General features: G+C 59.7%; 18 protein-coding genes and 1 tRNA gene. 10 read left to right on the forward strand and 9 right to left on the reverse strand.

Going from position 1 to position 20,477, the window contains the following annotated elements:
- Nucleotides 1–4 precede the first annotated feature (4 nt).
- A complete protein-coding gene (locus ACSSVY_RS00415) occupies nt 5–217 on the reverse strand; it encodes a DUF1858 domain-containing protein (RefSeq protein WP_454267404.1) in 213 nt (70 codons plus the stop codon).
- Nucleotides 218–337: 120 nt separating this feature from the next.
- On the opposite strand from ACSSVY_RS00415, the gene ACSSVY_RS00420 reads away from it, so the two are divergent.
- Genes ACSSVY_RS00420 through ACSSVY_RS00450 form a run of 7 tightly spaced genes read left to right on the forward strand, consistent with a single transcriptional unit; the run spans nt 338 to nt 5,528 of the window.
- Complete coding sequence (locus ACSSVY_RS00420; protein WP_454267405.1) at nt 338–790, forward strand: c-type cytochrome; 453 nt, start codon at nt 338–340, stop codon at nt 788–790.
- A gap of 12 nt (nt 791–802) precedes the next feature.
- Nucleotides 803–2,152: a cbb3-type cytochrome c oxidase subunit I gene (locus tag ACSSVY_RS00425; protein WP_454267406.1), complete on the forward strand. Its 1,350-nt coding sequence runs from the start codon at nt 803–805 to the stop codon at nt 2,150–2,152.
- Nucleotides 2,153–2,155: 3 nt separating this feature from the next.
- Nucleotides 2,156–2,950, forward strand: coding sequence for an AAA family ATPase (locus tag ACSSVY_RS00430; RefSeq protein WP_454267407.1), 795 nt, complete (start codon nt 2,156–2,158; stop codon nt 2,948–2,950).
- A 5-nt stretch (nt 2,951–2,955) separates the two neighbouring features.
- Nucleotides 2,956–4,839, forward strand: a complete 1,884-nt coding sequence (locus ACSSVY_RS00435) for a VWA domain-containing protein (RefSeq protein WP_454267408.1) — start codon at nt 2,956–2,958, stop codon at nt 4,837–4,839.
- A 1-nt stretch (nt 4,840) separates the two neighbouring features.
- The gene (locus ACSSVY_RS00440) at nt 4,841–5,017 is read left to right on the forward strand and encodes a protein NnrT (protein WP_454267409.1); all 177 of its coding nucleotides are present in this window, start codon (nt 4,841–4,843) and stop codon (nt 5,015–5,017) included.
- Nucleotides 5,014–5,238, forward strand: coding sequence for an NnrT protein (locus tag ACSSVY_RS00445; RefSeq protein WP_454267410.1), 225 nt, complete (start codon nt 5,014–5,016; stop codon nt 5,236–5,238). The genes ACSSVY_RS00440 and ACSSVY_RS00445 overlap by 4 nt, the downstream gene beginning before the upstream one ends.
- Nucleotides 5,239–5,249: 11 nt before the next feature.
- Nucleotides 5,250–5,528 (forward strand): DUF6522 family protein, encoded by a 279-nt coding sequence (locus tag ACSSVY_RS00450; RefSeq protein ID WP_454267411.1) that lies wholly within the window; start codon nt 5,250–5,252, stop codon nt 5,526–5,528.
- Between the two features lie 30 nt (nt 5,529–5,558).
- Here the strand turns inward: ACSSVY_RS00450 and ACSSVY_RS00455 are convergent, their stop codons facing one another.
- Together ACSSVY_RS00455 and ACSSVY_RS00460 are read right to left on the reverse strand one after the other, a co-directional pair.
- The gene (locus tag ACSSVY_RS00455) at nt 5,559–8,993 is read right to left on the reverse strand and encodes an AAA family ATPase (RefSeq protein WP_454267412.1); all 3,435 of its coding nucleotides are present in this window, start codon (nt 8,991–8,993) and stop codon (nt 5,559–5,561) included.
- A complete protein-coding gene (locus tag ACSSVY_RS00460) occupies nt 8,993–10,228 on the reverse strand; it encodes a metallophosphoesterase family protein (protein ID WP_454267413.1) in 1,236 nt (411 codons plus the stop codon). Before ACSSVY_RS00460 ends, ACSSVY_RS00455 begins: the two co-directional genes overlap by 1 nt.
- 103 nt (nt 10,229–10,331) lie before the next feature.
- Between ACSSVY_RS00460 and ACSSVY_RS00465 the strand changes: the two genes are divergently transcribed.
- Entirely contained in the window at nt 10,332–11,528 is a 1,197-nt protein-coding gene (locus tag ACSSVY_RS00465) for a winged helix-turn-helix domain-containing protein (protein WP_454267414.1), read from the forward strand.
- 178 nt (nt 11,529–11,706) lie between these two features.
- Nucleotides 11,707–12,243 carry a putative glycolipid-binding domain-containing protein gene (locus ACSSVY_RS00470; protein WP_454267415.1) on the forward strand — a complete coding sequence of 179 codons (537 nt, stop codon included), beginning with the start codon at nt 11,707–11,709 and terminating at the stop codon, nt 12,241–12,243.
- Nucleotides 12,244–12,496: 253 nt separating this feature from the next.
- Here the strand turns inward: ACSSVY_RS00470 and ACSSVY_RS00475 are convergent, their stop codons facing one another.
- From ACSSVY_RS00475 to ACSSVY_RS00500, 6 genes are all read right to left on the reverse strand, one after another.
- The gene (locus tag ACSSVY_RS00475; protein ID WP_454267416.1) at nt 12,497–13,567 is read right to left on the reverse strand and encodes a DUF1513 domain-containing protein; all 1,071 of its coding nucleotides are present in this window, start codon (nt 13,565–13,567) and stop codon (nt 12,497–12,499) included.
- 3 nt (nt 13,568–13,570) lie between these two features.
- The gene (locus ACSSVY_RS00480; protein ID WP_454267417.1) at nt 13,571–14,557 is read right to left on the reverse strand and encodes an imelysin family protein; all 987 of its coding nucleotides are present in this window, start codon (nt 14,555–14,557) and stop codon (nt 13,571–13,573) included.
- Complete coding sequence (locus tag ACSSVY_RS00485) at nt 14,554–16,029, reverse strand: di-heme oxidoreductase family protein (RefSeq protein WP_454267418.1); 1,476 nt, start codon at nt 16,027–16,029, stop codon at nt 14,554–14,556. Before ACSSVY_RS00485 ends, ACSSVY_RS00480 begins: the two co-directional genes overlap by 4 nt.
- A gap of 90 nt (nt 16,030–16,119) precedes the next feature.
- Nucleotides 16,120–17,145, reverse strand: coding sequence for a hypothetical protein (locus ACSSVY_RS00490; protein WP_454267419.1), 1,026 nt, complete (start codon nt 17,143–17,145; stop codon nt 16,120–16,122).
- A 120-nt stretch (nt 17,146–17,265) separates the two neighbouring features.
- The gene (locus tag ACSSVY_RS00495) at nt 17,266–18,528 is read right to left on the reverse strand and encodes an imelysin family protein (RefSeq protein WP_454267420.1); all 1,263 of its coding nucleotides are present in this window, start codon (nt 18,526–18,528) and stop codon (nt 17,266–17,268) included.
- Between the two features lie 733 nt (nt 18,529–19,261).
- Nucleotides 19,262–19,347 (reverse strand) — tRNA-Leu (locus tag ACSSVY_RS00500).
- Between the two features lie 146 nt (nt 19,348–19,493).
- Between ACSSVY_RS00500 and ACSSVY_RS00505 the strand changes: the two genes are divergently transcribed.
- Complete coding sequence (locus ACSSVY_RS00505) at nt 19,494–20,477, forward strand: complex I NDUFA9 subunit family protein (RefSeq protein WP_454267421.1); 984 nt, start codon at nt 19,494–19,496, stop codon at nt 20,475–20,477.

The raw sequence follows: 20,477 nt of genomic DNA on the forward strand, positions 1-20,477 counted from the left end.
CAGATCACGCCGACCCGGTAGCCACTTTAAGCTCCGCAAGGAATTCTCCTTCGTCGAGATCGTATTCTTCACAGGCGTCCGTGACCGTGTGGAACGGGCTGACGAGACACCCCACGCACAGCATCCGGTGCCGGACAAAGACCGGTATCGTCTGAGGCCAGAGCGTCATCAACTCTATAAGTGAGAGATCCGGGTCATCTGGTTGGGGGTGCCGCATCGAGCGCTCCTTTCTCCAACAACCCTAGTCACGCAATCGTGCCAAACATTGCGCTGCAACAAACTTTGATGTCGAGAGCCCGCTTACAACAGGCCATCCCGAATTCAAGGAGGCCTGACCATGGCTGAAATCTTAACAAAATCGAGGGCGCGCAACATCTTCTACGGGGGCTCGATCTTTTTTGTCGTGATCTTCGTGGCGATGACCGTCCATAGCCACAAGTATGTTGTGCAAACCTCGACGGCGGGCATGGCCCTCAGTGAAGAGGTGATCCACGGCAAGCATGTCTGGGAAAGGCACTCTTGCATCAATTGCCATACGCTCCACGGCGAAGGCGCGTACTTCGCGCCGGAGGTGGGTAACGTCATGACCCGCTGGGGTGTTCAGGATAGCCCCGAGGACGCATTCGAGATCCTCAAAGGCTGGATGGAAAGCCAGCCAAGCGGCACACCGGGCCGCCGCCAGATGCCGAATTTCAACCTCACCGACGAAGATATCCGCGGACTCGCGGAATTTCTGCGTTGGGCCGATCAAACCGACACGCAGGGCTGGCCGCCCAATGATGCTGGCTAAGGAGTAGAATCGATGAAATACAAATCCCAACACGTTGCGTTCTATTATTTCGTTGCCGCTATGGCCCTGTTCGGCATTCAGGTGCTGGGTGGGTTGCTGGCGGGCTGGGTCTATGTCTCACCCAATTTTCTGGCCGAGATACTGCCCTTCAATATCATCCGCATGATCCATACCAACGCCCTGATCGTCTGGCTTCTGCTGGGTTTCTTTGGGGCTGCTTACTATCTGGTTCCCGAGGAATCGGAGCGCGAAATCTGGTCGCCCAAGCTCGCCTATCTTCAGCTCATCATCCTTGTCGTGGGAACGCTGGGCGCGGTCGGGTCGTATCTGGTGGGTATCCACGGTGGGCGGGAATTCCTTGAACAGCCTCTGTGGGTCAAGTTCGGCATCCTTGTCGCCGCCCTGATCTTTCTTCTCAACATCTCAATGACGGTCCTTGCTGGCAAGAAGACTGCGATCACCAACGTGCTCTTGATGGGTCTGTGGCTGCTGTCTCTTCTGTGGGTTTTTGCCTTCATCAACCCTGACAACCTCAGCCTCGACAAGATGTACTGGTGGTTCGTTGTCCACCTTTGGGTCGAAGCGACCTGGGAATTGGTGATGGCTGCGATCCTGGCCTTTTTGCTGCTGAAGCTGACAGGCGTGGACCGTGAAGTGGTGGAAAAATGGCTCTATGTCATCGTCGCCACGGCGCTTTTCTCGGGCATCCTTGGCACCGGGCACCATTTTTATTGGATCGGTCTGCCGGGCTACTGGCAATGGGTTGGCTCGATCTTCTCGACCTTCGAAGTCATCCCCTTCTTCCTGATGATGTCCTTTGCCTTTGTTATGGTCTGGAAAGGCCGCAAGAACCATCCGAACAAGGCCGCTCTGCTGTGGTCGCTTGGGTCGTCCACCGTGGCCTTCTTTGGGGCGGGCGTCTGGGGATTTCTGCACACGCTGCATGGTGTGAATTTCTACAGTCACGGCACGCAGATCACCGCAGCACATGGACACCTTGCCTTTTATGGTGCGTATGTCGCCCTGAATCTCGCGATCTTCACCTATGCGATGCCGATCCTGCGGGGACGTGCGCCCTATAATCAGGTGCTGAACATGGCATCTTTCTGGCTGATGACTGGCGGCATGGCCTTCATGACTTTCGTGCTGACCTTTGCAGGCACAATCCAGACGCATATGCAGCGTGTGGTTGGCGACTATTACATGGATGTACAGGACGGCCTGTCCTTGTTCTATCTGATGCGGTTTGGTGCAGGGGCTGCGGTGGTCATCGGTGCCTTGCTATACATCTATTCGCTGCTGGTCGTCCGAAAGTCCGAGGTCATCCAACCCGGTCTCGCCACCACTGTTCCTGGAGAATGAGCGATGAATATGGCACTGAAACCAAGTTTGCCGTTTTATCAGACGACGGGTCGTGAATGCGAATTGTTCGAGATGGCCTATGACAACGGTTTGCCCCTTTTGCTCAAGGGGCCGACCGGATGCGGCAAGACCCGCTTTGTCGAGCATATGGCCGCCCGTCTGGGCAAGCCGCTCTATACTGTGGCCTGTCATGACGACTTGTCGGCCTCGGATCTTATCGGACGGTATCTGCTCAAGGGCGGCGAGACTGTCTGGGTCGACGGCCCGTTGACCCGTGCCGTGCGCGAAGGCGGGATCTGTTACCTCGACGAGGTGGTTGAGGCGCGCAAGGATGTGACAGTCGTTTTGCATCCCCTGACAGACACGCGTCGAACCTTGATGATAGACCGGACCGGCGAAGAACTGGCGGCTCCGCAGGGGTTCATGCTGGTGGCCAGCTACAACCCAGGCTACCAGAATGTCCTCAAGCGATTGAAGCCGTCTACCCGCCAGCGGTTTCTCTCGATCTCGTTCAGTTTCCCGAATTTCGAAACGGAGATCGCGGTTGTGGCCAAAGAAAGCCGCTTGGAGCCCGGACGCGTCGCACCTTTGGTGCGGCTGGCCGGCCATATTCGCAATCTATCGGGCATGGATCTGGAGGAAGGCGTTTCGACGCGCCTTCTGATTTACGCCGCCACCTTGATGGCGAACGGAATGGGCGTGGATCAGGCCTTGGAGGCCGCAGTAATCGAACCTTTGAGTGACGAGCCAGACGTGCAGCAGGCGTTGCGCGATCTCATCGCCACAATCTACGGATAAGAAAGATGCAACTTCGCGATCTCATGGAACCCGAAGAAACGGTCGGCAACCTCTGGCATGACATGGCAAGCGGGATCGGGGCGAATACCGGCCATCCCGAGGCTGGTGTCGCGCTTCGCTCGGTCAGGCCCAGTCTTGCAATGTTGTTCCGCTCCCTTGGGGGGGCGGCAGCAGTGGAGCTCTGCGAGGCACCGGCGACGCTTGTGCGCCACCGTCAACCGCTGCGCCGCAAGTTGGGGGCCGAGCGGGACCGCGAATGGGTCGCCGGATTTGATGGCGAGCGGCTGAGCCTTCCGCCCCTCATCGCCGATTTTCCTGATCCGACGTTGAACCGAGCGGCGTTCTTTTGGTTGACCGCACTGGCGGCGACCAGCGATCTCCGAAACTTTGATTTGGCGGGTGACGGCCCGGCTTGGGACTGCGTTCAGATCCGTGCCAACGCTGCGGCGGCTGATGCGGCGTATGCTATCTGTCCCGGCTTGAGACCTGCTTACGCGGCCATGACCAGCCTTTGCGTCAAGGCGCGGCCAGATGTGTTTCGACCAGCTCAGGAAGCAATCATTGAAACGGCGATTTGCAACCAGATGTGCGGATCGTCTCCTGATATCATTTCCACATCAGAGGCGCGTGGCCATATGCCATTTGCGCCAGTCCCGATCTGGATTCGGTTTGCCGCACCGGGCCGTGGCAACGCGGCGACCGATGACCCGGCTGACACTGCGGGGCCACCGCCGGATGCGGCGCAAACCAGCCGTAAACTGGGGCGGCGCAAGGATCAGGACCAGCAGAACCGCAAAGACAGCTTTATCATCCACCGTTTTGAATCGATCCTCTCTTGGGTCGAATCGATGAACCTCAACCGTAGCGTCGATGATGACGATCAAGAGAACGCCCAAAAGGCTGCTGACGATCAGGACGAGATCACCCTGTCCAAACAGAATCGAAAGGCCGCAACGCGCCTGCGCCTGCATCTTGACCTCTCGCCGGCGGATGCTGATCACGAGGCTTTGGCCGGCACATATACCTATCCTGAATGGAACCACCGGTCGCGCAGCTATTTGACGGATCATTGCCGTGTGCTGGATGCACCTGTGACACCTGCCGACACAGTGTTTGTACCGAGTGAACGCCGCATGCGCGAAGTGCGCCGACAATTTGAGGCGCTCCGCCCGCGCCGTATCCTGCAACCGCGTCAGGTTGAGGGAACAGAACTCGACCTTGATGCGCTCTTGACATCGCGCGCGGACCTCTTGGCCACGGGGCGTGGCTCTGACCGCATCTGGCAGTCGGCGCGTCAGACCGATCGTGATCTGTCAGTGGCGTTCCTGATCGACACGTCTCGTTCTACCGAAGCAGCGATTGGCGACACGTCTGTGATTGAGGTGGCCCGCGAAGCGATGGCCGCCCTAGCTGCAGGGATCGACGCGGCAGGGGATCGGCTGGGAATTTGGGGGTTTTCGTCGCTGCGCCGGGACCGGGTGTTTCTATCCCGCTGCAAGAGGTTCGAGGATCAAATGTCCCCCGAGATCATCGCCAATATCGGCGCGCTGAAACCCGGACATTACACGCGGCTTGGGGCGGCGATCCGCCACGTCAGCACCCAGTTGGCGGCTGAGCCAAGTGCGCGCAAACTGCTGATCGTCTTGACTGACGGCAAGCCCAACGATCTTGACCATTACGAGGGGCGGTACGGCATCGAAGACAGTCACATGGCCGTTCGAGAGGCCCGCAAGGCAGGTCACAGCCTGCATGGGATCATCATTGACGAGGACGGTCAGGATTGGTTTGCCCGCATCTTTGGGCGTGGCGGCTTCTCTCTTCTGCCGAACCCCGAGCGCCTGACCCGCGCCTTGCCCGATATCTATCGCACCCTGACACAGGAGAATTGACATGCGCTGTCTGACAGTCGTTTTTACCACTCTTATCGCATCACCGGTCTTCGCAAAGAGCTTTGACCGACCCATCCCACAAGCTCAGTCAGCTACGGCAGAGTTATGGTTCGCCTTGGGCAGCATCGCGATGATCGCAGCGCTGGTTCTGGTGCAGCGGTTGGTGGCGCGCAAGTGACACGCCACGGATGGTCCGCGGCACGGATCGCACTCGCGCTCTATCCCTTTGGGGCGGGGGCGGCAGCGGTCAACGTGTTTTTTGCGTCGTTGATCTTTAGCTGGATCGGTGGGCCCGTGGCGACAACCGGCTGGTCGATTGGATTGGGTTGCGTCATCGGGGTGCCGGCGACATGGTATTTCGCACGCCACATCCGGCATTTGATGGATGTGGCAGAGTGAAAGTACGGGCAATGAAGATTGAAATCAGAGATGGGCAACCCGTCGTGGACGCAACGGATCTGTCTGGCCTGCTGGGCCTGACACCAGCAGAAGTTCAGGCAAAGATGCGTGCAGGTGAGATTACGAGCCGGTTTGAAACCGGCGAAGGCAAAGACGCCGGACGGATACGCCTCAGCTTCTTTCACGGTGGCAAAACCGTGCGCCTGACATGCTCCACAGATGGCACAGTTCTAAAGACGATGCGGACCGATGTCGGTCCCCGCGCGCTGAACGGTAGTCACTTGCCGTAAGAGCCTTTGGCCTTACATGTCCGAGGGCTCTCAGATCTCGTGCACGATGGGCTTGCTGTCGCAGACCTGCATCGCGATGTCGACGACATGGCGATGATGAGTGAGATAGATCGCCTGTCCGCTGCGACCGATCTGTTCCAAGACGCGGCAGGCAGCACTGGTGCGGTCTTCGTCAAATGTTTCAAAGATGTCGTCGCAGAAGAACGGCAAGCAGGTGCCTTGAGCAACAAGTTGTTCATGGGCGGCGGCGCGCAGGGCGAGGTAGAGCTGAAAACGCGTGCCCTTTGACATTTCGGCGACGCGTTTGGAAGTTCCCCCGGCGTCGACCGCGAGCAACGTTTCATTACTGCCATCGGGCTGGGTGGTAAGGCGCGAATAGGCGCCTTGCGTCAGCATGGCAAAGCAGCGTTCGGTCGCGGACATCATGCCGCTTCGGTGAGTGTCGCGGTAGCGTCGGATTGCTTCTTCCGCCAGCCGGTGACCGAGCGACAGTTCCAAATGGTCCAGCGCTGCGTCTTCCAGCTCGAGGTCCAGCGTGGCCTTGCGTTCGGCGAGTGCTGCGATATCAGCGTCTCCGGTCACGCGGGAGAGGGCTTGCTCGGCGGTGACCCGCAACTCGGTTGCCTCGGTCAGGTTTCGCTCGGCGGTGCTCAGATCAGATTTGACGGTCCCAGCCTCCGCCTCCAGGCCTGCAAGGGTGACACCGTCGAGCATCGCGCGGGCCGTCTTGAGGTCTGTTGCCCCCAGTTCAGTGAGGCTCTGACGCTCCAGTTTGGTCTTTTCGTTCCGGTCGGAGATGATCTGCTGCGCTTGCAACGCAGCGCGGCGGAGCCCATCGAGCGTATCGACGAACGCATCCTCGGGAAAAATCTGGCCCATGGCAGCGACCTCGCGCGCGACGGCGTCCAGCCGATCTTGCGCCTCGGTCAGAGCGGTGCGGGCCGATTCGATACTATCGGCCAGTTCTGTCGCCTGCGCTTCGGCGGCCTTGGCCGCGTTAGACCGCTCGCGCAGCATTTGATAGGTGGCGGCAGGCGTTTCTTGCAGGGGCAGGTTATGGGTGGCGGCATGTGCTGCGACCGCCTCAGCGAAGCTGGCTTGATCGGTTTGCATAGTCGCGACGCGCTGTGCGGCTTCTGTGCGCCGTTCGTCCTGCGCACGCAGGACGCGCAGCGGCTCGAGCGAGGCAAGCACTGTATCTGGTATTATTGCATCACCGAAACAGTCGAACAGAAGAGCGTCCCATGCTTTCCGGGCCGTGTCCGCCTCTTTCCGCAGCGTTTCGCAATTTATCCGGCGCGCGGCCAAGTCTTTTTCGAGTGCTTCAAGCTTGTCTTGCGCCTTGTCAAAGGCGGCAATCACCTCTCGCTCGACCTCTGCCAGTTTGCGTGCAGCGGCCACCGCGGCGTCGAACTCGGGGGCGTCCAGAGTCAGATGCGGCGCAAGCGTTTCGAGCAGGCGTTGCGCGCGGTCAAGGTCGGGGTGATGTTTCTGGTGCAAGTGTCGGACGGTTTCTCTGGCCTCGAACGCGGCCCCCTGACGCGTAACCCAGTCGTGCCATTCCTGAGGTGAGAGTGGCACCGGCAGACCGATTGTGGCGGCAGCGCTTTCCACCAAGGCCTCAAGCGCGGTTCGCTGATCGCGCAATTCCGTCAGCCGGGTTTCAGTTTGAACTGAACGCGCCTGCGCCTCTGCTCGGGCCTGTTCGATCTGGCGGAGCTGCCCTAGATCGCTGGCCTGATCCAGTCGGGACAGCATGGCCGCGTCGAGGGTTTTCATGGAATTCTCAAACGCCTGCGCGCTTGTCGCATCAAGCGAGATGCGATGCGCCTGCCAGAGGTGGTCGCGTTCGGCCAGCAGAGCCCGTGCTTCGGTATCGGGGACAAAGCGGCCGCGTGCCGTGAGGTGTTCGCATTGCGCGTGACGTGCGGCGACATCTGCAAGATGATGGGCGAGCGCGTCTTCGGCCGTGCCGATTTTCTGGGTGATGTCCCTGTGCAGAGTGGCCCATTCCAGCGCTCGGGTCGCGCTCGTCGGGCAGTCGGGCAGCACTTCAAACGTCACGGTGCCAATCGAGAGGGCGACCAGGGTCCGGCGCTCTGCGTCTTCGGCGGCTTCCATCGCCTGCCGCGCCTTGGCAAGAGCCGGAAGCAGCCGATCCAAGTCGTGCCGCGCCAGAATGTCGCCGACCCGTTGTGCGGTCTGCGGTTTGCCGGTCAGTTCGTCGCGGGCGGTCTGCGCCTTGTCGCGACGTTCTGTCAAAGCGGCGATTTCGCGCGCCTCCATCTGCGCGGCGGACTCTGCGTCTCGCACCCTCTCGCGTGCGGTCTCGATCCTTGCAAGTTGCGCCGGGGACAGTACCAGCGCACGCGGATCACATTCTTCAGGCAACCCAAGATCGCGTGCGGCGCGGGCCATTGCGGCCTCGGCTTCGCGAACCTGATCACGCCGACGATCAAGATCCAGCCCGGCAGTGACATCGCGGGCGCGCACGTCGTCCAGCGCCTCCAACTCCTCAGCAAGACCCGCCAGCTTTGGCGCGTGCGGGAGGCTTTGTTGGGTCGCGGTCAATGCCTCGATCTCGGTGGTCAGGCGTCGGATATCAGCCTTGGCTCCGGTCTCTTCTGCCAGCAATATGACGAGGCGTTCCGGGTCGAAATCCAAGCGCTCCGGGTATGCTTCGAAGGGCGCGAGACGCAGGACGAGCGCGTCGATTTCGGTCAGAAGGGGTAAGGCCCGATGGCGGGCGGCAATCCCGGCTGCCCTTTCGTACATGGTGTCGCGGGTTGCGCGGGCTGTGTTCTCAGCCTCGCGCGCTTCGGCCAACGCTTTCTTGAGGCCGCGCCAAGCGCTGGCTGTGACATCGCGCTCGCGGATCGCCTTCTCCACCTCTGACAGATCACGTTTCAGATCAGCCACGCGGGTTTTCTGTGCCCGCTTGCGCCAGAGTGCATCTGCTTGTGCCCGTACGTCCTCGAGCGCGTTACTCAGATCCGCCACTCCTGCGGCGGCGGAAAACAACAGCCGACCGATATCGCCCCGCGCCTGCGCAATCTCTTCGCCGCCGCGCTCGATCGTGTCATCATCGAGACAGAGCAGATTGCGGTAATCCTCTTCTGACAGGCCTCCCAGATGCGCTGCCAACGCTGCCTCAGGTAGGGCGGTGCCTGTCTCATCAACCAATGACCCGCTGCGCTTGGGCAGGCGTGTAAAGCGGCGGGGATGCCCGTCGATCTCGAGCAGGCCCGAGACTTGCAAATTGGGGCGTTGATGCTTGAACGCATATCCGTCACGCAGTGGAAACCCGTAAAAGAGGCGCAGTGCCGCCTCCATTGTGGTGGTCTTTCCGGCCTCGTTCGGGCCGTGGATGATATGAAAATCTGGCCTGTCGCCGACAACACCGAAATCAAATGCGCGGTCGGTGAAATGCCCGAAGCGATCTAGAGAAAGGCTTCGGAGCCGCATCAGATCTCGGCACCTTTCATCCGCGCCAGAACCCGGCGCGCGCCCGTCTCGGCCAGACGATCAGTCAGAGACCGGGCCACTGTTTCGTCGGGCAAGAGACGGGCGCGCAGTGCTTGTGGCAGATCGCCAATCACCTCATCGACCTCTGCCCAGCTTGTGGAGGCAAAGCCGGGTTCGGCCCGGATCGTTTCCATGAGGTCTGCCAGCTCCCGTGTGGCGCTGCCAGTGCCCTCGCCGACTGACGGTGCGTCAATCTCGAAGGTGAGCTTGTCGAGCCAGAGGCAGCCTGTGTCGCGGGCAACCGCCGCAGCCTGTTCCTCCCAGTAAGCCCGATCCCGCAGGATTTGCCAATGCCGGTCCGGCGCGCCTGTAAGGGTCAGGCGGACAACCCCTGCCGGGGCGCGCAGACCACTTGCCAAGTTTCGCATATGTTCGCGCAGGCATGCGCGCAGGGCGTCGTCGCTCTCCACATCCGAGATATCCAAAGGTAGGGCAGTGAACTCCACCACCGAGGTTTGCACCGCCTCCACAGCGATTTTGCCCTCCGAGATGCTCAGCAAGCATGCGGATTTTGGGCCCGACTCGCCGATGTCGCGGCCCTGCGGCATACCGGGCATCACAACCCAAGGTGCCTCTGAATGAACCTGACGCTTGTGGACATGGCCAAGCGCCCAATAATCGAAACCCATGGCCACCAGATCACCGGATGCGCAGGGCGCGTAAATGTCGTGCCCAGCCGCCCCGGCCAGAGATGTGTGCAGCATGGCGATATTGACTGCCCCCGGCACAGGGGCTGAAAAGCGCGGCAAGAGGCTCTCGGGTGCGTGGCGGTCGGCAAAGCTGACGCCGTGGACCCAGACATCCTCGGTCAGTTGAACCTTGCCACCGCGCGCATCAAAGACATGCACATTGTCAGGCAGATCGAGCGCGCCTGTGATCGGGTTCTCGGCATCATGGTTCCCCTTGATGTAGAACACTCGGACGCCCGCGTCGCGCAGGCGATCCAACTGCCCGGTCAGAAACGCGGCCGTGCGCGCGCTCCGTTCCTTGCCGTCAAAGAGGTCGCCCGCGATGAGCACCGCAGCGACGCGTTCCGAAAGTGCGAGGTCGATGATCCGGACAAAGGCCGCGCGCGTCGCTGCTGCGACTGTCGCGCGCAGGTCTTGGTCGCGCAGCGCTAAAGATTTGAGCGGCGAGTCGAGATGGATGTCAGCTGTATGCAGGATCCTGATCAAAACACGCCTCCCACTTGGACCATGTCAGCCACAGCGGGAAAGCTCAAGCTGTGGTTGGTAATCCCAATTGCTCCGGATCAGCATCAAGGATACATCTGACGAGATGTTTCGCCCGCTTCTGGACAATTGCACTGCGCGCCGTCTTTTTTTGGACAGGCATCTTTTGCTACGACCCGACGCGGGAACTGGCAAGGGCGCAGATCTCAATCGGCTGCTGCATGCCCTGGGATTTGTGCAAGTCGATAGCGTCAACACGCTGGCGCGGGCCCATGACCTGATCCTGTGGTCCAGACAAGGTAAATACCGACCACAGAACTTAACGTATCTCGTTGCCCGGCATCGGTCCGCTTTCGAACACTGGACTCACGATGCAGCCGCCGTCCCGATGCAGTTCTATCCGATGTGGCGGTTGAAGTTCGTCAGAGACGAAGCGCGCATGAGGGCGCGTTGGCCGCAATGGCGCCGAGAGGGATGGGATGCCGAAATCGATACCGTTCTCCAGCACATAGCCGACCACGGGCCCGCCTGCTCTCTTGATGTCGGAAAAGACGAAAAGAGGGGGACGTCTGGCTGGTGGGATTGGCATCCGTCCAAGACGGCCCTCGAATTCCTGTGGCGGTCTGGCAGACTCGCGGTCTGTCATCGCGAGGGATTTCGGAAGTATTACGATCTCTCCGAGCGGGTGATCCCGACAGAACACCTGAAAGACCAACGAGACGAGGCCGAGATCATAGACTGGGCCATGATGGGCGCGCTCGACAGACTTGGATTCGGGACCAGTGGGGAGCTTGCTGGTTTCTTTGACATCGTGACGCGAGAGGAGGCTAAAGCCTGGTGCCAGACCGCAACAGCGGACGGACGCATCATCGAAGCGGATATTGCCATGGCAGATGGCTCACTACGGCGCAGTTTCACAACCAAAGCCATTCTCGATGATGTCTCGTCCCTGCCGGAGCCTTCATCGCGCGTGCGCCTCTTGTCTCCGTTCGATCCGGCCTTGCGTGACCGGTCACGTGCGGAACGGCTATTTGGGTTTCATTACCGAATTGAGATATTCGTTCCCGAAGCGCAAAGGCGCTATGGGTATTATGTATTTCCGCTGTTGCAGGGAGATCGCCTGATCGGCCGCCTTGATGTCAAACGCGACGGAGGGACCCTGAACGTCCGAGCCTTCTGGCCCGAGGTTGGCGTCAAGATGGGTAAGGCACGACTCGCCAGCCTCACGGCAGAACTGGAACGCGTGAAACACTTGGCCAACGCTGATGCCATCGACTTTTCGAGCGATTGGCTCCGGATTTGATTGCATGCCTCTCGGCGGCGGAGACACCACCCTCACCAAAGCGTCACGACAAACCCTTTCGCCCGATCAAAGTGTTGAACCAAGACAGGCCACGGCTGCCTTAGCCTCAGTGAGGAGCAATATATGGTGATCGAAAACCTCAGTGTGATAAGATATCTAGATGGAGGGAGTCTTTACCATGATCGCAGGAGCACATGCAGTCGTTTGGGTCAGGCAGGACCGTCCGGGAAATGACGCCTGCCGTTTTGCTGACGCTGAGGGTGGCTATCTGATTGACGGTTCGTCGACGGATGCGGACTGGAATATTTTGCGCTACCGTATTCGGGCACGGGGCGATGGGACAACACGGCGCGCTCGTATCGGGTCCAAGTCGCGCATCTTTGTGCGGCGGGCGCCTGATGACACATGGATGTTGAATGGCGCACCGTTCCCGCAGGTCACCGGTGCCAAGGATATTTATCTGGGCTTTACGCCTGCCGCTCTTACTTTGCCCATCCGTCGCCTGAACCTCGGCCTAGGTGAGGACACAGAGATCTTGGTCGCAAGGCTCGATCTCGAGACGGAACGACTCACGCCTCTTCGCCTCGTATTTCGACGCATTTCAAACGAGACCTACGACTGCCTGAACACCGAAACGGGCATGACAGCCCACCTTTTGGTGGACAAACACAACATCGTTCGAAGCTACAGCGGGCATTGGATTGCTCAGACGTGATCGCGGATTGAGAATAGTTGATGCGATCCGATAGCTGTCCCTAATGACCCGGCGTTGGAACCGGGTGTGGCGTTCTCTGGCTGACGCTCCACCAGAGTTCGTGTTGATGGTACGAGTGCCACCCTCATGTATTGGGCGCATGATAAAACGTGTCAATCGAGTCTCTGTTTCACTATTCACGAGAGAACTTTTCAGGCTCGCCGCGTTGGATTGAAACGACGAGATTATAGGATCATGAAAGGCTGTGGAGCCGTCAGAGGGTCACGATGTGATTGTCCCAGGTGCAACCCAGCCGCGCCAAAACTGCCGGCCCTTCTCGCCCGATAGTCATCAGGCCGCCCAGGCCATCGCTCGCCAGATAGCCGCCGGGTAAGGGGGCCAGCCCGCAGATTTCGGATCTGGATATCGCACCCAGAAAAGCGCCGGTGTCCCTGAACCTATGAAGCCGTCCGCCATGGGGCGACGTGATAGCCAATTCGTCGCCATCGCCGCTGAAGGCAACACTTCCGGCATAGTCCTGCATGGCCAGTTCATCAGGCAACGGAGCCTCGGCCAGAACGGGGGCTTTTCCCACTCGGTGAAGTCCCAACAATGGGGTTGCCGCGCCCGGCGCACCTTCCCATTGCATTGCAAAGCCCACCAGGCCATCGGCCCGAACCGCCAGATGCCGGATCGAATTCTGATGCAGATCTCTGTCGAGCTCGAACCGGTCCCGCAACGAGCCATCCAAAGTCAGGTATGACAAGTTTGGCCGCATCGTAGCAAGGTTCAGTTTGGCACGGTCGGCTGGGTCGGTGGCGACGCCGCCGTTGGCGACGACCAATGTCGCTCCATCAGGCATGAGGCGGATCTCATGCGGTCCGATGCCACCTGACGAGAATGACCCGGCACGGGTGTATCCTGCCTCCACATCCCAGACACCGATCATGCCCTCACTGCTATCAGCCTTTTGTTCGCTGGTGAGCAGGAGCGCGCCTCGCTCGGCAAAGACGCCGTGACCGTTCAGGTGATACCCCGGCGGTGGAGCCAATCGGTGCAGCACATCGCCCGATGCGCAGTCGATCACCAGCGCAAATAGACCTGGACGGCGGGCAAAGGCCACAGCTTCGGCCCGACGCGGATGACCGGCCCCGGCATGGCCGCGAGCTGGTAGCGGCACGCGGAATGTGACTGCGCCGCCCTCGCTTAGCCCATAGAGAGCAAAGCGCCCGCCCAAATCCTTTGCGGCGGCCAGATAGGCGGGATTTCCTACGGCTGCCCAGCCAATGCGCGGAGCAACTCCTGTGGCCAAGAGCGCTGCAATAAATTGGCGGCGCGATGTCATGGTTTAATCTCCGTCTTGCGAGTTGAAGCCGGGTTCAATGCCATAGCGCGCGCCGATCTCATTTTTGATTGCCGTGCGCAAACCCGTCACTGCTTGTTGTAATACCTCGGCGCGTAGCCGTCCTTGCGGATCGCTCACGTTTTGAAAGGTTGGGGATCCAATTCGTTTGGCGGCCTCTTGCACAGTGTCCAGCGCCGCGTCAGTCGCGGGGATGGGCCAATCGGCCAGTGCAGCGGACAGCCCATGCGCTGCCTCGGCTGCAAGCACTACATTTCGCAGGCTGCGCCCGGATCGACGTGCCTCGGCCAATTCAGGGCGCGGGCGGTCGAAGGTGCCCATGGGTTCACCCAGCCGCCTCTTCGCGGTGAATTCCAGTGACGACAGGACCTGCGTGTAGAGCGCGCGCAGAGCCTCGTCCTTTGACAGGAAAGTCGTGTTACCTGTCTCGCCCGCGTTGCGCAGTGTGGCGGCGAATCCCTCTTGCCAGTCGGAGTCCAACGCCTCGGCTTGATTGCTCAAATCGGCGGCAAGTGTGGCGACAAGGTCGCAGGTGTAGCTGCCGGACACGTAGCTGGAAAACGCCGGGTCGTAGATCAGCATGTCCAGCGCGAAGAGGCCACGGGCGGCAATTGAAACATCCGCATAGCCGGTCGGGTCGCCCGCCACCGGATCTTCTTCGGCAACCAACCGGGACAGTGTGCGCTGGGTAAAGCCGCGCGGATCCGGCCAGAAGCCGACGGACAGCGCACCGGTTTCGGATGGGCCCAAACGCAAATCAGCCACGCGCATCCAGGCATCAAAGGCGGCCTGATAGGCGGGCCGTACCGAGTCTGGCTGGCAATCCTTGGCAGCGGCGTCGGCTAGCGTGTCGGCGCTCTGTGCGAAGGCGTTGAAGCCGGGCAGGATGTGTTGGTTCAATGCGGTATCCACCCCCGCAAGCGCTGGTGTGGCAAGACCGAGGGTCAGACTGATGATGGGCAGAGGTCTCATAAGCTCTCCAAGAAGCGGATCAGAGCGTTGCGGTCGTCGGGTGGCATCGAGACAATCCGCTCACGGGCCTTTTGCGCCTCACCGCCATGCCAAAGAATGGCCTCAAGAAGCGACCGCGCCCGTCCATCATGCAGGAAATAGGTGTGGCCGGAAACGGTCTCGGTCATGCCTAAACCCCAGAGCGGAGCGGTGCGCCATTCTTGACCATTCGCGCGCCCCTCGGGGCGGTCGTCGGCCAAGCCCGGTCCCAAATCATGCAGCAACATGTCGGTATATGGCCAGATCAACTGAAAGCTGGCCGGGTTATTGTCTTTCAGCCGATAAGTGACAAAGTTGGGGCGGTGGCAGGCCGAGCAGCCGGTCTTGAAGAACACCTCGCGCCCACGCAACACCTCTGGATCGCTCACGTCTCGCCGGGCCGGAACGGCCAATGTCTGGCTGTAAAAGGTCACAAGGTCCAGCCCAACTTGATCAAGCTCGAAGCCATTCTGTTCGGGGTCATCACCATGCACGGCGGCGGTGCAATCGGTCTGCGCATCAGTGCAGTCGCCCGACCCCGCTGGATGGATGGGATTTGAAATTCCGATATCGCCCGCAAACGCGCTTGCGGTCTGTTCCAGCACGGTTGGATTGCCCGCTTTCAGGCCAAACCGGCCCAGCATGGGCCGGTCATGTACATCGGACCAGACAATTTGGGGACGACCCGAGATGCCGTCACCATCGGTGTCGTCAGGGTCGGCCCAGTCCAGGATATCCTGCACTGGAATCGCCTCCAATAGTCCCACACCGATCATCTGCGGGGCGATGCGGGGCGACAGCATGGCGTTCTGGTGAAGTGGGCCATAGGCGAGATCGGCGGCAGTATAGGTCGGGCTTCGGAGAGTGGCTACCTCACTCCCTGACATGTCAACTTTGACATCCTGATAGTCTATCCGAAGCTGGTATTCTGGTGCATGGCCCGGCAGGCTGAGGTCCTGAAGCTGCGTGCCATAGGTGGGATCGGGGGCCGTCGCATGTGTGCCCTCAATATAGGCATTGATCTCTGACGGCTCCGGTGCCGGGATCGAGACTCGCAAGAACATTGACACGGACCCGTCCTCCGGTCCTTCGGGCGGGTGGCCGCGACCGTCCTTGAGGTGGCAGCGCTGGCAGGAGCGCGCGTTGTACAACGGCCCCAGACCATCCGAGGCCAGCGTCGACGCCGGTGCCGAGACCCAGGTTCGCCGGAACATTCCATTGCCGATCCGGAAATCCAGCTCCTGTTCGAAGGTCAGGTTGTCGGCGGGCTGGGAAAAGGCATCGGGCGTCCCGCGCGCCCGAACGGTCTGCGCGCCGGCGGAATTTTCTTCGAATTGCCAAGGCGCCGAGAAATCCTTGGGCAGGGCCGTGATATTGGCCACGCGCGCGCGCTCTGCGTCAGTGCGGGGCACGGTGTCGAGATGAATGTCTTCTAGAGGTTGGGCGACGGTCATGCCCGCGCAGATGCTGAGTAATCCCACGACTTGAAGGATAACTTGATATGGCTTTGACTTGGACACGGGCATGATCTTCTTTAGCGTTCCTTAGAATGCATAGGCAAGCAGCGCGCCAATGGTATGGGTCTCATCTCCACCCTCTTCGCCATAACGATAGGCCAACGCGGCGCTGAGACCTTCGAGGATCTCGAATTCGCCAGAGAGCGTGGCCAGATGATCGCGTGGCAGGGTCTCGACGTCGCGCAACGCATAGACTCCTGAGAGCGTGACAGGCCCGACCAGAGCTTCAACTCCGACTGTGGCAAAGGTGGCGCTGTCGGCGGTGCCGTCGAAATGATCGAAATAGGCCACTTCAGCGAGCAGCGTGACAGGCATAGAACCGGATCCGAAATCATGGCTGACGCCGCCCACGATGCCGTTCTGATCCTCCACGTCGCCGACACCCCGCGCTTGGGATTGCAGGCCGAGGTTATAGGCGGTCGCGCCGAAGGCTCCCGATAGGGTGATGGAAAAGGACTCCGGCCCGCTGGTATTCGATACGCCACCATCATTGCGATTGGTGCGCCCGCGGTTCTCGCCAAGCGACTCGCTGAGCACGCTGCGATCTGCGCTGAAGATCGACACGCTGAGCTCATGTTCAATTTGGCCAGTGGAGAATGGGATCACGAGGCCCGCTCCGATCCTTTCGGTGACCTCGTAGTCCTCTGCGAAATCGACGCCGTATATCCCCGGCGCCACGTCCCAAGCCGTTCCAAAGCCGGGGTTGAACTTGCCAAGCACCACCTGTGCTGCGCCGAAGTCGTGCGCGAAATAGAGTTCTTCAGCGTAGAGTCCATGATCCTCTAGAAAGCTGTCAGAGGTGGGTGGGGTGATCTGTTCCAGAACCACGGTGCTGTTGATTGAGGTTTGGGACGTGAAGGCGAACGAAAGCGCACCCTCGACGGTGGCGAATGTGTTGTTGATCTCGCCTCCGGGTGCTGAGGACTCGACTGTGAAATCGCTTTGCAGTTCGACCGAGAATTCGGCAGAGAACCGCGAGTTCATTTCTTGTGATTGTGCCGCAGTCGCGCCGAGTGCCGCGCAAGCGGCAAGCGATAAAGGTAGGGTTTTCATAACTGATCCTTGGTTTGTTCTTGGATGACGGTCTGCAACGTCATCTATGTGTTATGTGATAACATACCTATCTGCAAGATAGCTTTCCTGTCCGCCGAGCAGGACCGCAGGCGATTGGCGTTACTGAAAGACTGCCGAGGGATTGTCGAGGCTGTCAGAGCCTTCGATCTCGATTCCGCCGAGATCCAATGCCGTGACAACGCGCTCAATCGACCGGGTCTGGTTTATCAGACCATCGACGCCACCCATGATCAGCGCCTCTCCGCCTTCGTTGCCGCGCGCCAGCATCTGGTCATAGGCAAAGCCAGATTCGGCGGCTGTCTTGATACGGCCAAGGGCCAAAACCGCTTCGGCCAAACGTGTGCGCATCTCTCGATCCAATTCTGGGTCGATATCCGCGACAAGGTCGGAAAGAGAGGCGCCACTGACCGTCGTGCCGTCGGTGCGCACGTAGTTGCCCAAGTAGACGCTCCGGATACCAACGCCGTTGTAGTAGTGATCATTGTGGGTGTTGTCGGCAAAGCAGGAATGCTCTTCCTCGGGATCGTTGAGCATCAGGCCGAGCCGCATTCTCTCGCCCGCCGTCTCACCGTAAGACAGGCTCCCCATGCCGGTCAGAATGGCAGTGAGCCCCGCCTGTTCCTCTGCGGTAATCGTCGTACGGGCTTCGCCGCCCTTTGCCCATTGCGCGGTGATCCATTCGAGATCGGATGACAGAAGATCGGTCGCTGCCATCAGGTAGTCAGCCCGGCGTTCGCAGTTGCCGTTGGTGCAGTCTTCATTCTGGGCATAGTCGGTCCAAGGGCGGCTGCCTGCGCCGTCACCATGGCCATTGAGATCCTGCCCCCAAAGCAGGAATTCGATGGCATGATAACCTGTGGCAACATTCGCCTCGATCCCATCAGCCTCATGCAGGATGTTCTCTAGCAAGTCTGGCGTTATCTCGGTCGCGTCAATCTCCTTTCCCGAGAGAGAGAAGCTCGGATTGGCGATCACATTGAGCGCTGCAAACTGGTTTGTATCGGTCGGACCGCCGTAGAGTCCGTCGACATAGTCGATCAGCCCCTCGTCCAGCGGCCACGCATTCACCTTACCTTCCCAGTCATCGACGATCGGGTTGCCGAAGCGAAAGACCTCGGTTTGCTGATAGGGGACGCGCGCTTGCAACCAGGCTTCGCGAGCGGCGGACATGGACTCGGCTGAGGGGTTTTTGACCATCGCCTTGACTGCCTTTTCCAGTGCCCGGACAGCTTGCAAACTGTCGCCATAGTTCGCCTCGGCGATATCTGCATAGGTGTCGAGCACCTCATTTGCGGTCTGTGCCTGAGCGGAACCCAACAGCGCAGTGGCGATGGCGGTGGAGGTCAATATGGTGCGGAGCATCTATCTGTCCTGTTGTGTGTTTCAACGTTTCGCGCTGCAACGGTGTCAGTTTTGGCACATGTTTCTTGTTCCGCGGTCGATAACGGCCAACTTGACAATTCCAGTGCATCCGAAGCGCCCGCTTGTAAGTTGACTGATTTAGTAAGCTTAGGCAATACCCAATATTTTCCGTCAGGCTTTCGCCCAATTCTGCGCGTGTGGAGCGCTGTCGCGCCACTTGGCAGGCGAGAATGCCGGACGCGGCACATTTCGTGGAGAAGCGGTTGAAAACTGCGGTCAAGACGGCTTGCTCCTCTTGGGCGCATTAATGGGCATTCCGCTATCGCAGATCGACATTGATAGCATCTGGACTCGGGCTCTGCCCTCATCCCTTCTGGTGAAGGCCGATGTTTCTGTGTTCGACCTGACTGCAAGAGGGTGCCTGCCTGAGGCCGAGATGTTGTCCGCAAAACCCGAACCCGACTTCACTGAGAGACTGTAGCGACACCAACTGAGGCGGGCACAACGACAATGTCTATTGCCAGACCCTGTAGCGCTGTATTCTAAACTGTCTTTGATCAGCAACGCCTGTCGTTTCTCGGGCTTTATCGGCCCTCGCCACTTTGCCTTGCTGGCCTTCCCGAGCCTCAGATGTTCTAGCTCGATTTCAACCAAAAGGCTCATAACTGTCGCCAAACGCGGTGTCGCGTTTGTCACGAAACGAGCATGAAAAGTCAATGATTTCAATGGAAATTGGTGCCCAGGAGAGGACTCGAACCTCCACGGCCTTGCGGCCACTGGCACCTGAAGCCAGCGCGTCTACCATTCCGCCACCTGGGCAGGTGTCGTGAAGCAGGCGTTTATCGCTCGCCCATCATAGTGTCAACGGCGATTTTACGGGTGTTGTGCAATTGCCTTATCGTCTTGTCCAAACCGCGCGAGAGCGGTAGGAAAGTGAGCGAATGCGCACAGCCCCGGAGGCCAAAATGTCAAAGCTAGTCACCATCTACGGCGGATCAGGGTTCGTGGGCCGCTATATCGCGCGGCGCATGGCGCAGGCCGGTTGGCGGGTGCGTGTCGCGGTGCGACGTCCCAACGAGGCGATTCATGTCAAACCCTATGGCGTCGTCGGTCAAGTTGAGCCGGTGTTTTGCAACATCCGGGATGATGCCAGCGTACGAGCTGTGATGCAGGGAGCCGATGCGGTGGTGAACTGCGTGGGCACCTTTGATCGCAAGGGCAAGAACAGTTTTGACGCGATCCAAGCCGAAGGTGCAACGCGGGTTGCGCGGATGGCGGCGGAGGTGGGCGTGGCGCATTTGGTGCACGTATCCGCGATCGGTGCGGATGCAGAGTCGGATAGCGCCTATGCCCGGTCCAAGGCAGCAGGGGAGGCTGGGATTCTCAAGTATTTTCCGGGAGCTGTGATCTTGCGGCCATCGGTGATCTTTGGGCCGGAGGATCAGTTTTTCAACCGATTTGCCGCAATGACGCGGTTTGGCCCGGTGTTGCCCGTTGTCGGGGCCGAGACGCGGTTTCAACCGGTTTACGTGGATGACGTAGCGCAAGCGGCGGTCATGGGTGCCATGGGACAGGCTGCGCCGGGCATTTACGAATTGGGTGGGCCAGAGGTGGCTAGCTTTCGTACCTTGATGCAGCAAATGCTCGGGGTGATCCGCAGATCTCGTTTGATTGTGAATATCCCGTTTGGGGTGGCTGCGATTTTGGCAGGGGTAATGGAACTGGTGGAGACTGTGACATTTGGGTTGATTCCGCCGCAGATCACGCGCGATCAGGTCCGTAGCCTGCGTGTTGATAATGTGGTGTCTGAGCAGGCCAAGGGCTTTGATTCTCTTGGAATATCCCCTATGGCTTTGGGGGCTGTTCTGTCCGATTATCTGTGGCGGTTCCGTCCTGCCGGCCAATATTCCGCGATCAAGGAATCGGCCAAAAACCTGCGCGCGCGCTAG

Source organism: Roseovarius sp. MBR-51, from assembly GCF_053628575.1.

What these genes read in the sequence shown, in the direction of transcription:
- ACSSVY_RS00415 (WP_454267404.1), bottom strand. Translation starts at nt 217, where the DNA reads ATGCGGCACCCCCAACCAGATGACCCGGATCTCTCACTTATAGAGTTG.
- ACSSVY_RS00420 (WP_454267405.1), top strand. Translation starts at nt 338, where the DNA reads ATGGCTGAAATCTTAACAAAATCGAGGGCGCGCAACATCTTCTACGGG.
- ACSSVY_RS00425 (WP_454267406.1), top strand. Translation starts at nt 803, where the DNA reads ATGAAATACAAATCCCAACACGTTGCGTTCTATTATTTCGTTGCCGCT.
- ACSSVY_RS00430 (WP_454267407.1), top strand. Translation starts at nt 2,156, where the DNA reads ATGAATATGGCACTGAAACCAAGTTTGCCGTTTTATCAGACGACGGGT.
- ACSSVY_RS00435 (WP_454267408.1), top strand. Translation starts at nt 2,956, where the DNA reads ATGCAACTTCGCGATCTCATGGAACCCGAAGAAACGGTCGGCAACCTC.
- ACSSVY_RS00440 (WP_454267409.1), top strand. Translation starts at nt 4,841, where the DNA reads ATGCGCTGTCTGACAGTCGTTTTTACCACTCTTATCGCATCACCGGTC.
- ACSSVY_RS00450 (WP_454267411.1), top strand. Translation starts at nt 5,250, where the DNA reads ATGAAGATTGAAATCAGAGATGGGCAACCCGTCGTGGACGCAACGGAT.
- ACSSVY_RS00455 (WP_454267412.1), bottom strand. Translation starts at nt 8,993, where the DNA reads ATGCGGCTCCGAAGCCTTTCTCTAGATCGCTTCGGGCATTTCACCGAC.
- ACSSVY_RS00465 (WP_454267414.1), top strand. Translation starts at nt 10,332, where the DNA reads ATGTTTCGCCCGCTTCTGGACAATTGCACTGCGCGCCGTCTTTTTTTG.
- ACSSVY_RS00470 (WP_454267415.1), top strand. Translation starts at nt 11,707, where the DNA reads ATGATCGCAGGAGCACATGCAGTCGTTTGGGTCAGGCAGGACCGTCCG.
- ACSSVY_RS00475 (WP_454267416.1), bottom strand. Translation starts at nt 13,567, where the DNA reads ATGACATCGCGCCGCCAATTTATTGCAGCGCTCTTGGCCACAGGAGTT.
- ACSSVY_RS00480 (WP_454267417.1), bottom strand. Translation starts at nt 14,557, where the DNA reads ATGAGACCTCTGCCCATCATCAGTCTGACCCTCGGTCTTGCCACACCA.
- ACSSVY_RS00485 (WP_454267418.1), bottom strand. Translation starts at nt 16,029, where the DNA reads ATGACCGTCGCCCAACCTCTAGAAGACATTCATCTCGACACCGTGCCC.
- ACSSVY_RS00490 (WP_454267419.1), bottom strand. Translation starts at nt 17,145, where the DNA reads ATGAAAACCCTACCTTTATCGCTTGCCGCTTGCGCGGCACTCGGCGCG.
- ACSSVY_RS00495 (WP_454267420.1), bottom strand. Translation starts at nt 18,528, where the DNA reads ATGCTCCGCACCATATTGACCTCCACCGCCATCGCCACTGCGCTGTTG.
- ACSSVY_RS00505 (WP_454267421.1), top strand. Translation starts at nt 19,494, where the DNA reads ATGTCAAAGCTAGTCACCATCTACGGCGGATCAGGGTTCGTGGGCCGC.